Here is a 12,650-nt window from a genome sequence, read left to right as displayed (position 1 = left end):
ATCTTTACGCGTCTTTGATGCCGGACAGCCGGTCCGTGAGCGTGCTGAGCGACTGGAACGTCGCACCGAGCAGGGCCACGTGCTTCCAGCGCAGCACCCCGTCCGGGCCGATGAGGAAGACCGCCCGCCGCACCCCGATGCCCGGCGCCGCGACCCCGTAGGCGCGGGCGGTCTCCCGGCCCTCGTCGGCCAGCAGCGGCATGCGCAGCCCGAAGGAGCGGGCGAAGGACTCGTGGCTGTCCACACCCTGTGGACTGATTCCCCAGACGTCGGCGTCGAGGCCCTCGAAGGCCTCCATGCCCGAGGAGTACGAGCACAACTGCTTGGTGCAGACGCTGGTGTTGTCCCCCGGGTAGAACGCCAGCACCACCGACCGGCCGCGGGCGGACGACAGCCGGTACTCGGCGCGCTCGAAGGCGTCGCCCGACAGGACGCCGCCCGGGAGGGTGAAGTCCGGTGCGGGGCTGCCGAGTTGAGGTCCTGATGCCATGGGAGGCTCCTTCGCTGTCGGATACGGGGATGGTGCCGGGGGTACGGATGGTTCCGCGAGCGTGACCGTACAGTGGAGGACACTCCGCCCCCGGCCGGCCCGTCGGGCGGCGACGGGGGTCCTTCGGTCCGGCGGGTCCGTACGCCCATCCGAAGCGGCTCCGGCGCCGAATACGGGGCGAGGGGCAGCGCGCCCCGCACCCGCACCTGGAGGTACGCGTGGCCCAACGACCGGCGTCGGCAGCGGTTCTCGTCCTGCACGGGGGGCGTGAGACCGGGACCGGGCCCCCGCCGTCGGGGCCGCTGAATCTGCCCGGCACCCGGATGCTCCCCTTCGTCCGGGCCGTCTCCAGGGCCACCCGCGCCTCCGGCGACGAGGTGCTCGTGCGGCAGGTGCGGTACGCCCACCGGGGCTGGAACGGCGCCCGCGCGGACCCCCTGCACGACGCCGTGGCCGCCCTCGACGTCCTGCGGGAGGAGGCGGGCGAGGAGCTGCCGGTGGTGCTCCTGGGCCACTCCATGGGGGCACGCGCCGCCCTCCGCGCCGCCGGGCACCCCCTGGTGCGGGGCGTCGTCGGGCTCGCCCCCTGGTGTCCGCCGGGCGACCCGGTCACCCAGCTGGCGGGCCGCGACATCGTCCTCGTCCACAGCAACCGGGACCGGATGACCAGTCCCCAGGCCACCCAGTCCCTCACCGCCCGGGCCCGTCGCGCCGGAGCCCGGAGCTGCATGGTCACCGTCCGGGGCGGCGACCACGCCATGATCCGCCGGGCCGCCGCCTGGCACCGGCTCACCACGGCGCTGGTCACCGGGCTGCTCGGTTCCGGCAGTCTGCCGGGTCCGGTCGGCGCGGCACTCGCCCTGCCGCCCACCGCCGAGCCCACCGAGGGCACCCTCGACCTGGACGCCGATCTCGGCCCCGGTCCGTTCCAGGACCGGACGGGCGCCGCACGCTGACCGGCCGCGCTGAGGATGCGGTACGGGAGCGGGCGGCCGACGATGGGGGGCCGGGAGCCGGGATCCGGAGCAGGGGTCCGGGAGCCGACGACGGCGGGAGGCGGGCTCTTGCAGGCCGACACGTGCGACGAGGGGATGCCGTCGTCCTTCGATCCCAGGACCGTCGCGGCCATGTTCGACGGGAATCCGGCCGCCGTCGCGGTCCTCGACCACGATCTCCGCTACACCTACGTCAACCCGGCCCTCGAACGGCTCAACGGGCTCCCCGCCGCCTCCCACATCGGGCGGACGTTCTCCCAGGTGCTGCCCGAGCTGCGCGGTCAGAGCGCCGACCTGGAGGACGTCCTCAACGACGTCCTGGCCGACGGGAAGCCCCGCGAGGAGACGATCCGGGGGCGGACCTGGGCGGTGGAGGGGCCGGACGACGGACAGCGGTTCTGGCGGGCCACCTACAGCCGGCTGGACGCGGGCGGGGCGGCGTGCGGTCTGATGGCGATCGTCGTCGAGATCACCGACCTCACCCGCCAGCGCGAGGAACTGGCGGAGGCCCGGGTCCACGTCGCCCTCCTCAGCACCGCCGCCGTCCGGATCGGCACGACGCTCGACATGGACACCACCTGCCGGGAGCTGGCCGCCTTCGTGGTGCCCGACTTCGCCGACGTCGCGGCGGTCGACGTCTTCCCGTCCGAGGTGGGCCACGCCGTACGCCGACCGGCGCCCGGCGTCGTACGGCTCCGGCGGGCCGCGCTGCGGGGCGACGGCGAACTCGACGAGCAGGTGCAGCGGTTCGGCCACCCCGGGGAGTACGTCGACTTCGCGGCGGACTCCGCGGTGACCCGCTGCCTGGCGGAGAACGAGCCGGTCCTCGACGACTGGGAGAACCACCAGCGCGGGCGCAGCGCCATCACCTCCGACCGGATCACCGCCTCCCGGGCGCTGGGGCTGCGCGAGGCGCTCGTCGTCCCGCTCACCGCCCGCGGCCGGCCGATCGGCGCGCTCACCCTCGTCCGGGCGGAGGGCTCACCGGCCTTCAGCGACCAGGACGTGGCCGTCGCCCGAGAACTCGCCGTCCGGGCGGGCGTCGGCCTCGACCACGCCCGCCGCTACGACCACGAGCACAGCATCGCCCGGGAGCTCCAGCGCTCCCTGCTCTCCGAGCCCTGGGGGCCCCACCCGCACGTCGAGATCGCCACCCGCTACCGCCCCGCCGACGAGGGCGTCCTGGTCGGCGGCGACTGGTTCGACGTCGTGCCGCTCCAGGACGGCCGGCACCTCAAGGCGATGGGCGACGTGATGGGCCACGGGGTGGAGGCGGCCGTCGCCATGAGCCAGTACCGCTCCCTGCTGCGGCTGCTGGCGGGGGAGGACCTGCCGCCCCACCAGATCCTGGAGCGGCTCGACACCATGGTGGAGCGGTCGGGCCTGGACCGGGCGGCGACCTGTCTGCTCGCCGTCGTCGACCGGTTCGGCGGGGTGTGCGAGGTGGCCAGCGCGGGCCACCTGCCCCCGGTCTTCATCGATCCCGACCCCGCCGGGGCCCGGGTCGTCCCGGTGCCGGTGGGGCCGCCGCTCGGCACCGGGTTCGGCGGGTACCGGACCGCGTCCGTGCCCTGCGGCCCCGGGACCGTGCTGTTCATGTACACCGACGGCCTGGTGGAGCGCCGGGGCGAGGACATCGACGTGTCCGTGGAGCGGCTGGCCTCGCTGACCCTGCCGCCCGGCGGGCGCCTGGAGGACCTGCTGGACCGGGTGCTGGACCGGTTCGGCGAGGACGCGGAGGACGACATCGCCGTCCTGGCCTCCCGGATCCGCGAGGGGCCGCCGGTCGTGCGGCCGACCCCCTCCGGGAGCGACGGAGCGACGCGGTGACCGCTGCCGCGGGGTGAGGCGGGGTCAGCCCAGTTCGAGGCTGGTGATGCCGTAGATGCCGGTCCGGTCGACGACCGGTTCCGGGCCGCTGTACATCCGCGCGGTGTCGAACGACGGGGCCAGGCCCAGCGCCTCCGCCAGCCGCACCGCCGCCGGATTGGCGTCGGGCACGTCGATCGCGACCGGCGCCTCCGGGGCGGTGGCCGCGAGCGCGCCGACCAGCGCCGCCGCCACCGCGGGGGACGCGGCGTACAGGGGGCCGATCCGGGACGCGGCGCGGCAGGCCCGCAGCACCGCGAGGCCCTGGAGCCGGCCGTCCCGGACCGCCGCCAGGGCGGTGCGGCCCGGGGCGGTGATCCAGGCGGCCAGGAAGGTGTCCCGGGCGGCCGGGAAGTAGCGGCGGTCGTAGGCGGCGAGCAGGTCGAACGGCACGCTCCTGGCGTCGACCAGCTCGGTGCCGTCCGGCGGCGGGACGTCCTGCGGGGGCGGGGGCGTGCCCTCGTACCGTGCGTTGCTCCAGCAGGTGCGGAAACCGGAGCGGCGGTAGTTGTCCTGTTGGGCGGGTACTCCGTCCAGTCCGACGGAGCGTCCGGCGAGGCGGGCCGTGCCGGCCTGCCAGGTCCGCAGCCCGTAGCCCTGTCCGCGCAGATGGGGGCGGGTCAGGTAGAAGCCCAGGAAGCCGTGGTCGCTGCCGTAGCGGACCACGGAGACGGAGGTGACCGGTTCGCCGTCCAGCCGGCCGAAGAGGAAGGCGCCGGGGTCGGTCGCGAAGAACACCCCGCCGTCGTCCAGGCCCGGGTTCCAGCTCTCCTCGTGGGCCCACTCGCCCAGCGTCACGATGTCCTCGGCGCGGGCCGCGGTGATCTCGAAAGGTTTCGGCACGGCACAGTCGTACCCCGGCGGGTGGCCGTTCAGTGGCCCGGGGCAGGGCGATTTCCGGCCTTTCGGACGACGCCGGCCCGGGCGCCGGTTCCGCCCGGAGGGCCGGCCGCGCTCAGGCCGCTTCCGGGTCCTCCCCGCGCCGCCCGCGCAGTTGACGCAGGACGAGGGCGGCCGAGGTGATCAGCGGCAGCAGCCCCGCCACCGCGTCGGCGGTGTTCAGCTTGTCGTGCGTGCCCCTGGCCCGGCGCACCTGCTTGGACGCCCTGACGACCGCGAGCGCGCTGCTGCCCAGGCTCAGCACGAGCCCGGCCTTGCTGCCGCGCAGCCCCTTGGCGGGCGCGGACCGGTTCTTCGCCATCGGAGGCACCTCCAGCCTGCGGGGCGTCCCGGTCGGGGCCGCCCTCCCCGTCCACGTAACCGGGTGTCCGCCGCCCCCGCAAACGGGACGGGCCGCGCGGACGCCGCGCGGCCCCGTCCCACCGCGGCACCCCGGCGCCATCCCTCGTTCACACCATGTCCGCGCGGGCGTCGTCGCGCCTTGCGATGGTCCCCGCGGGAAGACCACCACACGGGAGGGGATGTTCATGAACGGATCGAGGGCGGGAGCACGGATGCCGCGGAGCGGGGCGCTGCTGCTGGCCGGGGCGCTGGCGGCGGGCACGGTCGTGGCCGGTGCGGGCACGGGGGCCGCCGCCGGCCCGTGCGCCGGGAGCGGGCCGCTGCCGCGCGTCTGCGCGCAGCCGGGGGACCTGATCGACGTCAGGCTCGGCGAGCTGCACCCGACGCAGGCCGTCCTCGGCTTCGACCAGGTCTTCTACAAGCTCGGCCGGTACGGAAGCGACCGCGACGAGGCGGCGGGCGGCGTCAACAAGCGGTTCGACGACTGGTGCGAGACCAACGGCCAGGAGAAGGCGGCGGCGGCCGGCCCCGGCGCGCGGCTGGACGACCCGTCGAGCTTCTCCTGCACCGTCCCGGTCGGGCAGGAGACGGCCGGGACGATCGCCCCGATGAAGACGGCCGTGGTCGGACCCGGCGGCAAGCTGTACCTGACCGACGGGCACCACACGCTGACGTCCTTCCTGGAAGGGCCCGACGGCTCCGCCGACCTGCGCGTCCGGCTCCGCGTCACCGACAACTTCAGCTCCCTGTCCGTCCCGGCCTTCTGGCAGCGGATGACCGAGCAGAAGAAGGTCTGGCTGCGCGACGAGGACGACCGGCCGCTCGGGGTGGAGCGGCTGCCGGACCGGCTCGGCATCACGCACTTCCGCGACGACCCGTACCGCAGCCTCGTCTACTTCACCCGGGACATCGGTTACGAGGTCCCGGACGGGGCCACGGAGTTCCTGGAGTTCTCGTGGGGTTCGTGGCTGCGCGGCGAGCACGACGTGAGCGCGTACGACCTGACGGCCCCCGGCCCCTACCTCGACCTGGTGAAGGGCGCCTCGAAGTCGATGGCGGCCCTGGACGCCGACGCGGTCGTCGACGACGGGAGGACCGCCGCCCAGCTCGGCCGGATCGACGCGTGGAACGGCGGGAAGAAGGAGACCGGCGGGGAGTTCGCCAAGCTGGGCAGACCGCTGAGCGACCCCAAGCCGGGCAAGCTCGCGGAGGCCCTCGACCACAAGGCCCGCGTCGTGGCCGCCCCCGCCTGCACCCGTACGGTCACCGGCCCCCGCAACGGCCCGCTGACCGTCGCGAGCGGCGTCACCTGCCTGGACCGCGCCGCCCAGCGGGGCCCGGTCGTCGTCCGCCCCGGCGCGGCGCTCGTGGTCACCGGCTCCACGCTGGACGGCCCGCTCCAGGCCGACCGGGCGGCGGCGGTCCACCTCTGCGGCTCGCGCGTCGAGGGCCCGGTCTCCGTGGGCCGCACCACCGGTCCCGTACGGGTGGGGGGCCCGGGCTGCACCGCGAACACGGTCACCGGCCCCGTCGTGCTCACCGGCAACGCGGGCGGCGTGCTGCTCGCCGCGAACACGGTCGGCGGCCCGCTGGTGTGCTCCGGCAACCGGCCGGGAGTGGACGACACGGGCCGCGCCAACCAGGTGGGCGGCCCGCGCACCGGGCAGTGCGCCGAGCTCTGACCCGGTCACGCGGCCCGGGTCGCCGTGCCCCGGGTCGCGCGGCCCCGGTCGGCGTGATCCGGTCGCCCGGTCCCGGTGGCCCTCAGCCGAACACGTACGCCACCGTCGTCGCCGCGCCCAGGCCCGCGCCCGCCACGGTCTGGGCGACGGTGTGGTAGCCGAGGGCGACCCGGGACCAGCAGACCGCCGTGGTCACCGTGTACGCGGCGATCCACCAGGGGGAGTGCACGACGGCGAGGAGGGAGACGGCCGCCGAGGCCACCGCCGAGTCGACCGAGATCTTCCACACCGTGTTGACGGCCAGCAGGCCGATCGTCATCACCCACAGCGCGAGCATCGCGAGCAGGATGCCGGTGGGCGCGTTCCCCAGCACCATCACCACCGAGCCGGCGCCGATCGAGCCCAGGATCACGAAGAAGATCGGCGCCCGCTTGGTGCGGTCCACCACATGGCGGTCGCCCCAGGTGCCGCGCCCGCGCTCCCACTCGATGTACCCCGCCGGGACCAGCCCGGCGCAGAGCGCCCCGAGGAAGCCCCAGAGCAGTCCGGTCCAGTCGCCGGCCGCCGCCAGACCGATGCCCAGCATGCCCGCCAGCAGGACGTTGCGCGGCTGGAGGACGTCGGTGACGGTGCGCGCGACGGAGGCCGTGCGGGCGGAGGCGGTGGGGATCCCCTCGCCGGGCGCCCCCCGGCCCGGGGCGCCGTCGGTGGTGGGGGCCGTGCCGCCGCTCATGAGCTCGTCCCCGCCGTGCGGGCGGCCTCGGCCGTCGCGTCCGCGAGGACGGCGCGGGCGCGCTCCTCGTCGACCGTCCGGTAGGCGGCGGCGACCCGGACCAGCCGGGCCACCTCGCCGTCCTGGTCCGCCGCGTGCTGGGCGGCCACCGTCGCGGCCCCGCCGGCGGGCGCGCCGGAGTCCTTCGCGAGCAGGGCGGCCCGGATCCAGTAGGCGTCCGTGAGCGGCTCGGCCCGGCGCGGGTCGTCCGTGTCGCGGGCGGCGGCCCGCCCGGCGGCGGCGAGCAGCCCGTCGGGCACGTAGTGGCGCAGTTTCTCGGCGGCGTCCGCGATGTCGGCGGCCCAGCGGTCCACCCGCAGGTCGGCCGGGACGTTGAACCGGGTCAGCTCGCGTCCCAGCGAGGCGGGCGGGTCGAACGGCTGGTCCGGGAACGCGGTCATCAGCTCGTACCAGAGGGCGTGCAGCCGTACCTGGGCCCGCCAGAGCCGGGCGCGGCGGGTTCCGGCGGCGAAGGCGGGGACCGACGCGCCGAGGGCGAAGAAGGCGAACAGCACCAGCTGCGCGGCCTCGGTGATCTGGTCGAACCTCAGGGCGAACGCCTCGCTCGGCTCGTCCACCACGCTGATCCACAGGAACAGGGTGCGGCTGACGGTGTAGCCGACCCCGATGAACATCGCGAAGGTCATCATCCCGAGCCCGATGCGCAGGTGGCGGCGGCGGGCGTCGAGGGTGGCCAGCGCCCACTGGAAGGCGCAGACGGCGGACGCGGCCCCGAGGTAGAGGTAGAAGACGCTCATGTAGAGCGTGGCGCCCCACTCCCCGGCGTGGTCGGAGACGAAGCGGTCCGAGGGCTCGGAGCGGTCGACGACGGTGAAGAAGAGGACGGTCAGCAGGATCAGCGTGGCGACGGACGCCTTGGCCGCCAGCTTCTGGACGAGCCGCGCGAACCGTACGTGCCGGGGGACCGCGCCCGCTTCCGGGTAGCTGCCGTAGATGGCCACGATGTAGCTGAGGATGGCCAGAATTGCCACGGTGGCGGTGTAGTGCTTGATGAGGACGGCGAGGTCGGTGACGGCGCTGTTGTTGAGGCCGATGCGCACCGCCTCGGTCTTCGTCCACAGGGCGATGGCGAATCCGGCGTAGCAGCCCCACAGGGCCCGGCGTCTGCGGTCCTCCTCGTCGCCCCACAGGGCAGCGGGCATACGCCACAGGGCAACGGCCGTCATCAGGCCGGCTATCAGGTAGCCGGCGAGATCGAGGGGGGTCACGGCGGTCTTCGTCCTCGGGGTCGGGAGCGCGGGGCGGGGGCCCGCTGCGGGGCCGGTGGCACGTGTCAGGCTTCGCCGGAGCGTCTTCCGGGGAAGAGACCGCGCCGTCGGTGGGCCACCGGGCGGGACAGGGAGTTGTCCAGCCGCCCCACCATGTCATCGGTGGTGAGGTCCCGCGCCATCCGGGGGATCAGCGAGGCACCGAATTCGGCCATGCGTTCGTCGTGGGTGTCGTACTGCGCGCGGGCCTGGACGGTGCCGCCGCCGGAGGCGAAGGACCGGGCGGCGGCCGGGGAGATCATCCGGGCGATCAGCGAGGTGTCGAAGACCGGGAGGAGCGTGCGGAGTTGTTCCGCGTCGAGCGTCGTCCCGTGGTCGAACCACTCGTGGCACAGCTCGTGCAGGATCACGTGCTGGGTCTGGTAGGCGGTGGGCCTGCGGCGGTAGAGGACGAGGCTGGTGCCGCCCGCCTTCAGGCGCAGCCCGCAGGCGGCGTTGACGCGGGCGAGGCGGTCCGGCATCTCGTGCAGCCGGATCGTGCGCCCGCTCGCCTCCTCCATGTTGGCGACGAGCTGGTCCAGCGTGAAGGGAACCGGAATGGGCAGGTCGGCGAGCCCGGCCTCGCACTCTTTCCGCAGTTTCCGCAGGGACATGACGAAGACGCTACGCTGCCGGGCCCGCCGGGCGGTGGTTCGCGGCGGAATCGTTGCCGCCGCTTCTCCCCTCCGGCCCGTCCTTCTCGCGTGCCGCGTCCTCCAGCAGCGAGAGGGCGAACCGCAGCAGTTCCGGCGGGAGCCCGTCGTCGTCCAGGCCCCGGCCGGCCAGGCCGCTGATCTCCCCGGTGCGCCGCTTGGCCAGGAACTGGAGTCCGGCGACGACGTCGTCGACGACCTCGGACTCCTCCTTGAAGAAGCGCCAGTCCACGCCGAACCCCAGGCCGAGGGCCTTCAGGATGTCCTCGGAGGGCTGGGTGACCTTGCCGGCCAGGATGTTGGAGAAGTAGCTGTGGGAGAGCGAGCCGCCGCGGTCGCGGACCAGCTCGGCGAAGACCCGGCCCGAGATCTTCTGGCCGGGGAAGGTCTTCTCGACCATGTACTCGACTTTTTCCCGCAGCGAGCCGAGGCGGGGAAGCTCGTCCGGACCGGGGGGTTCGACGGGTTCCGGACCGCGTTCGTCGCCGTCCTCCATGGCCATCCGGGCCTCCACGATCACCTCGGAGTCGGAACTGAGCTTGCGTAAACACTCTACGTCACTGTTAACTCGAAAAAACACGGGCAGGGGACCACGAGGGGAGTCCCTTGCCCGTGAATGAGCCTGTGCCCCACGACGCCCGGAGCGGGCTCCGGACAGGGGTGTAGCCCTTCACGACGGGGGATGCGTGAAGGGCTACGCGTGCATTATGGCCCCACCGTCCTCCCGGCGACAACTGACCGGTCGGTCAGTGATCCGCGAGGGCGGTTCCGCCGAGCCCTTCCCGGGGGTCCAAATCTGTTCCGGCCGCGATAGACATGACCTTGTCCGGCGATTAGGGTTTCTCGTGCAGTCACGTGAAACAGGTGTACGCAGCAGAGGCGCACCCCGCAGGCGTACGGCGCCCGGCTCCTCCGGTCGCGCGTGACGGAAGAGGTGCAGATGCCCCCGGAGACCCCCTCGCACGCCACCGACCGGCTCGACGACGACGATTACCCCGCCTACACGATGGGGCGAGCCGCCGAGATGATCGGTGCGACGCCGGGGTTCCTCCGGGCGATCGGCGAAGCCCGGCTGATCACCCCCCTGCGGTCCGAGGGCGGCCACCGCCGCTACTCCCGCTACCAGTTGCGCATCGCCGCCCGCGCCCGCGAACTGGTCGACGCCGGCACGCCCATCGAGGCCGCCTGCCGCATCGTCATCCTGGAGGACCAGCTGGAGGAGGCGCTGCGCCTCAACGAGGAGCTGCGCGGCCGGTCCGCCCGCTCCGGCGGTTCCGCCGAGCGCTGACGGGCGCCGCGCCACCGGCCACGCCGGGCCGCCGGCGACCCCGGGCGGATATCTGTATTCGCCAGCACAGAATTTCGCGCAATGCGCGATGAGGCTTTTCTCTTCCCGGTCTGTTCCGACACGGCCGGTGATATAAGGCACCCGCATCTTCCGTACCCACCGTGCTAGTGTTGATCTCAGTTGCAGTTGTGGTTCCCAAAACTTCAAGTGTTCTTGCCGGTCAGATGTCGGCGGGCATGCTTTTGTATTTCCGGTGTTCTTCCGGACGGGGTAATCATCGCGCGACGTGGGGCCCGCACAGTGTGGGCCCGCGGGCTCTGCCCCTAAGGAGATATGACATGGCTACTGGAACCGTGAAGTGGTTCAACTCGGAAAAGGGCTTCGGCTTCATCGAGCAGGACGGCGGCGGCGCCGACGTCTTCGCCCACTACTCCAACATCGCCGCCTCCGGCTTCCGTGAGCTGCAGGAGGGCCAGAAGGTGAACTTCGACGTCACGCAGGGCCAGAAGGGCCCGCAGGCCGAGAACATCACCCCCGCCTGATCACTCGGGCAGTACGGCGCAGCTGGGGCCCGCACCTTGGGGTGCGGGCCCCGGCTCGTTGTCGTTTCCGGGGCCCGCACCGCGCGCCCCTCGACGGAGCCGCGTCCGGTGCACTTTTTCCCGGCGGCCGGGCTTCGTTTTCTTTTGTCATTTCATCGGCTCGTTCTTGCGATTCTGGGTGCCGTTCACGGTCGCTTCCCGAAAAAGAATCCCTCGATACGTGCCCCATCGAGGAAAGGTTCTGAATGAACCGCGAACGCACCCCCCGCTCGAACGACCGTTTTTCCCGCACCCGCTCCGGCGGCGCCCCCCGTTACTCCGGTGGCGGCGGAGAGCGCCGCGCCGCGGGCTTCGGCGGCGGACCCAAGCGCTCCGGCGGCTCCGGCCGGTCCGGTGGCTACGGCCGCCGCTCCGCCTCCGGCGTCAAGGGCGAGTTCGCCCTGCCGGTGACGGTCACCCCGGCCCTCCCCGCCGCCGAGACCTTCGGCGAGCTGGAGATGCCCGCTCCGCTGAAGGCGGCGCTGGTCGCCGAGGGCATGACCGTGCCCTTCCCGATCCAGGCGGCCACCCTGCCGAACTCGCTGGCCGGCCGGGACGTCCTGGGCCGCGGTCGCACCGGCTCGGGCAAGACGCTGGCCTTCGGCCTCGCGCTGCTGGCCCGCACCGCCGGCCGCCGCGCCGACGCCAAGCGCCCGCTCGCCCTGGTGCTCGTCCCCACCCGGGAGCTGGCCCAGCAGGTCACCGACGCGCTCACCCCGTACGCCCGGTCGCTGAAGCTGCGCATCGCCACCGTGGTCGGCGGCATGTCCATCGGCCGCCAGGCCGGAGCGCTGCGCGGCGGGGCCGAGGTCGTCGTCGCGACGCCGGGCCGCCTCAAGGACCTGATCGAGCGCGGCGACTGCCGGCTGGACCGGGTCACCATCACCGTCCTCGACGAGGCCGACCAGATGGCCGACATGGGCTTCATGCCGCAGGTCACCGAGCTGCTCGACCAGGTCAACCCCGACGGGCAGCGGATGCTGTTCTCGGCCACCCTGGACCGCAACGTCGACCTGCTGGTCCGCACGTATCTGAAGGACCCGGTCGTGCACTCCGTCGACCCGGCCGCGGGCGCCGTCACGACGATGGAGCACCACGTCCTGTACGTCCAGGGCGCGGACAAGTACGCCACCACGACGGAGATCGCGGCCCGCGACGGCCGCGTGATCATGTTCCTGGACACCAAGCACGCGGTGGACAAGCTCACCGATCACCTGCTGCACAGCGGGGTCCGGGCGGCGGCGCTGCACGGGGGCAAGTCCCAGCCGCAGCGCACCCGCACCCTGGAGCGGTTCAAGACCGGGCACGTCACGGTGCTGGTCGCCACCAACGTCGCGGCGCGCGGCATCCACGTCGACAACCTCGACCTGGTCGTCAACGTGGACCCGCCGAGCGACCACAAGGACTACCTGCACCGCGGCGGCCGGACCGCCCGCGCCGGGGAGTCCGGCAGCGTCGTCACGCTGGTGCTGCCGAACCAGCGCCGCGAGATGACCCGGCTGATGGCGGACGCCGGGATCACCCCGCAGATCGCCCAGGTCCGCTCCGGCGAGGCCGAGCTGAGCCGGATCACCGGTGCGCAGGCGCCCTCCGGCGTCCCGGTCGTCGTCTCCGCCCCGCCCAAGGAGCGCGGCAGCCGCGGCGGCGCCGCGTTCATGGGGCGCGGCACCAAGCGCGGCGGCGGGGCCCCGTCCCGGCGCGGCCGTCCCGGTGTGCCGACGCCCGAGGCCCGTGCGGCCGCCGCGCAGCGCCGGAACAACCGCGCCGCGTGATCCGTGCGGCCGGCGGTCCGCCGCCGGTGCGTGCACCC

At 73.6% G+C, this 12,650-nt stretch carries 13 protein-coding genes; 6 read left to right on the top strand and 7 right to left on the bottom strand.

Translation table 11 applies throughout. The annotated features are described in order from the left end of the window. Positions 1–4: 4 nt before the first annotated feature. Positions 5–490: a peroxiredoxin gene (locus tag DTB53_RS14585; RefSeq protein WP_003967667.1), complete on the bottom strand. Its 486-nt coding sequence runs from the start codon at positions 488–490 to the stop codon at positions 5–7. Positions 491–708: 218 nt separating this feature from the next. Here DTB53_RS14585 and DTB53_RS14580 point away from each other — a divergent pair, with 218 nt between their 5' ends. Beyond that, a complete protein-coding gene (locus DTB53_RS14580; RefSeq protein WP_012379957.1) occupies positions 709–1,446 on the top strand; it encodes an alpha/beta family hydrolase in 738 nt (245 codons plus the stop codon). A gap of 135 nt (positions 1,447–1,581) precedes the next feature. Next, positions 1,582–3,315, top strand: coding sequence for a SpoIIE family protein phosphatase (locus DTB53_RS14575; RefSeq protein WP_032773761.1), 1,734 nt, complete (start codon positions 1,582–1,584; stop codon positions 3,313–3,315). 24 nt (positions 3,316–3,339) lie between these two features. Here DTB53_RS14575 and DTB53_RS14570 read toward each other — a convergent pair whose 3' ends face one another. Then, the gene (locus tag DTB53_RS14570; protein WP_012379956.1) at positions 3,340–4,197 is read right to left on the bottom strand and encodes a GNAT family N-acetyltransferase; all 858 of its coding nucleotides are present in this window, start codon (positions 4,195–4,197) and stop codon (positions 3,340–3,342) included. Positions 4,198–4,309: 112 nt separating this feature from the next. Beyond that, positions 4,310–4,555, bottom strand: a complete 246-nt coding sequence (locus tag DTB53_RS14565; protein ID WP_003967661.1) for a hypothetical protein — start codon at positions 4,553–4,555, stop codon at positions 4,310–4,312. Positions 4,556–4,781: 226 nt separating this feature from the next. Between DTB53_RS14565 and DTB53_RS14560 the strand changes: the two genes are divergently transcribed. Then, entirely contained in the window at positions 4,782–6,278 is a 1,497-nt protein-coding gene (locus DTB53_RS14560) for a ParB-like protein (protein WP_042498503.1), read from the top strand. 82 nt (positions 6,279–6,360) lie between these two features. Here DTB53_RS14560 and DTB53_RS14555 read toward each other — a convergent pair whose 3' ends face one another. From DTB53_RS14555 to DTB53_RS14540, 4 genes are all read right to left on the bottom strand, one after another. Beyond that, on the bottom strand, positions 6,361–7,011 hold the full coding sequence (locus tag DTB53_RS14555; RefSeq protein ID WP_012379953.1) for a phosphatase PAP2 family protein: 651 nt from the start codon (positions 7,009–7,011) through the stop codon (positions 6,361–6,363). Then, on the bottom strand, positions 7,008–8,279 hold the full coding sequence (locus DTB53_RS14550) for an MAB_1171c family putative transporter (RefSeq protein ID WP_012379952.1): 1,272 nt from the start codon (positions 8,277–8,279) through the stop codon (positions 7,008–7,010). The genes DTB53_RS14555 and DTB53_RS14550 overlap by 4 nt, the downstream gene beginning before the upstream one ends. Before the next feature lie 65 nt (positions 8,280–8,344). After that, a complete protein-coding gene (locus DTB53_RS14545) occupies positions 8,345–8,932 on the bottom strand; it encodes a hypothetical protein (RefSeq protein WP_012379951.1) in 588 nt (195 codons plus the stop codon). A 10-nt stretch (positions 8,933–8,942) separates the two neighbouring features. Continuing rightward, on the bottom strand, positions 8,943–9,473 hold the full coding sequence (locus tag DTB53_RS14540) for a hypothetical protein (protein WP_042498500.1): 531 nt from the start codon (positions 9,471–9,473) through the stop codon (positions 8,943–8,945). A gap of 438 nt (positions 9,474–9,911) precedes the next feature. Here DTB53_RS14540 and DTB53_RS14535 point away from each other — a divergent pair, with 438 nt between their 5' ends. From DTB53_RS14535 to DTB53_RS14525, 3 genes are all read left to right on the top strand, one after another. Then, positions 9,912–10,259, top strand: coding sequence for a MerR family transcriptional regulator (locus tag DTB53_RS14535; protein WP_012379949.1), 348 nt, complete (start codon positions 9,912–9,914; stop codon positions 10,257–10,259). A gap of 338 nt (positions 10,260–10,597) precedes the next feature. Next, positions 10,598–10,801: a cold-shock protein gene (locus DTB53_RS14530; RefSeq protein ID WP_003967653.1), complete on the top strand. Its 204-nt coding sequence runs from the start codon at positions 10,598–10,600 to the stop codon at positions 10,799–10,801. Between the two features lie 245 nt (positions 10,802–11,046). Continuing rightward, the gene (locus DTB53_RS14525) at positions 11,047–12,612 is read left to right on the top strand and encodes a DEAD/DEAH box helicase (RefSeq protein WP_012379948.1); all 1,566 of its coding nucleotides are present in this window, start codon (positions 11,047–11,049) and stop codon (positions 12,610–12,612) included. The last annotated feature ends 38 nt before the right edge of the window (positions 12,613–12,650 follow it).

The organism is Streptomyces griseus (genome assembly GCF_900460065.1).
In the GTDB taxonomy this organism is placed as follows: domain Bacteria; phylum Actinomycetota; class Actinomycetes; order Streptomycetales; family Streptomycetaceae; genus Streptomyces; species Streptomyces griseus.
The sequence above is the reverse complement of the archived record's forward strand: the minus strand, read 5'-3'. Positions and strand labels throughout refer to the sequence as shown.